At 63.8% G+C, this 1,369-nt stretch carries 1 protein-coding gene; it reads right to left on the reverse strand.

All coding sequences use genetic code 11. The annotated features are described in order from the left end of the window. Nucleotides 1-264: 264 nt before the first annotated feature. Nucleotides 265-1,290, reverse strand: coding sequence for an IS110 family transposase (locus tag ACFOYU_RS15320; protein ID WP_377034255.1), 1,026 nt, complete (start codon nucleotides 1,288-1,290; stop codon nucleotides 265-267). Nucleotides 1,291-1,369 lie beyond the last annotated feature (79 nt).

A 1,369-nucleotide genomic window follows, 5' to 3' on the forward strand; every position in this document is an offset into this window, starting at 1 on the left:
CATGTGTGGACGCCCCGTGTGACGCAAGAAGAATTTTCAGGTTTGATGCAGCGCGTGGTCAGGGTCTGACATGTGTGCGGCCTCTGATGCGGCCGTTCACATGCCGCGGGCCCGGATGGGAGTTCGCGGATCAGGTCCAAATCAGAACCACGTGCTCGAAGCTCTTGTCGCAAAGCTGGTTTTCCTGATCCCGTCTCGGTGACCGTTGCGCCATCTCTCTCCTTCGATCTTCCCACGCCCCAACAGCCTCACAGTCGCAAGCGGTTAGACCACCGCGACTGGAGCTTGATAAGTCCCGCCCTTTGCCATCAGAGCCCAGATGATGCGGGCCATCTTGTTGGCGAGCGCCACCCGCACCAGCATCGGTGGTTTGCGCGCGACCATGCGCGCCATCCACGAACCTGCCGGGGCTCCGTTGCGGGCGGCCCAACTCACAACGGCACTCGCGCCGATGATCAGCAGGCGGCGCAAGGTCCGCTCACCCATCTTCGAGGTGGCACCCAGTTTTTGTTTACCGCCGGTGGAGTGCTGCAAGGGCGTGAGCCCGACCCAGGCGGCGAAGTCCCGCCCGCGCTTGAAGGTCTCAGCGGGTGGAGCAAGGGCCGCCAGGGCCACCGCGGTCACTGGGCCGACCCCGGGAATGGTCATCAGCCGACGCGCCGTCTCGTTCTCTTTCGCTCGCTGGGCGACCTCGCGGTCCAGGCCTGCAATCTGTTTGTCCAACCGATGGAGTGTCTCGACCAGCATCTGGAGGACCGGTCGGGCGATCTCCGGGATTGGCTCCTCCGGGTCCGCGACAGCCCGCACGAGCTGAGAAACATGAGCCGGGCCCTTGGCTACGACCAAGCCGAACTCGGCCAGATGACCGCGCAGGGCATTGATGATCTGAGTTCGTTGCCGCACCAGGAGATCGCGCGCCCGGAACACGAGAGCGGCGGCTTGGGCCTGCTCGCTCTTGGGAACCACAAAGCGCATGGTCGGGCGCTGGGCTGCCTCGCAGATCGCCTCGGCATCGGCCGCATCGTTCTTCTGGCGCTTGACGAAGGGCTTCACGTAAGCCGGCGAGATCAACCGGACCGCATGCCCGAGCTGGCCGATCTCGCGGGCCCAATAGTGGGAGCTGCCGCAGGCCTCCATCGCTACCGTGCAGGGCGGTTGGCCGGCAAAGAAGGTGAGAACCTGGTGCCGCCGCAGCTTCTTGCGAAACAGCACTGCTCCAGATGCATCAGCTCCGTGAACCTGAAATACGCTCTTCGCCAGATCCAACCCGATTGTGCTAACCTCTCCCATGGACGCCTCCCTCAAGTGGTGCAGTTCAACACCTCCACTTTGGCACACTGAGGCCGTTGGGGGGCGTCCACCTCATCAG

The sequence above is a fragment of the Microvirga sp. GCM10011540 genome (genome assembly GCF_042650665.1).
GTDB classification, from domain to species: Bacteria; Pseudomonadota; Alphaproteobacteria; order Rhizobiales; family Beijerinckiaceae; genus Microvirga; species Microvirga lenta.

Excerpts from the sequence above, each read along its gene's own strand:
- ACFOYU_RS15320 (WP_377034255.1), bottom strand. The coding sequence starts at position 1,290 with ATGGGAGAGGTTAGCACAATCGGGTTGGATCTGGCGAAGAGCGTATTT.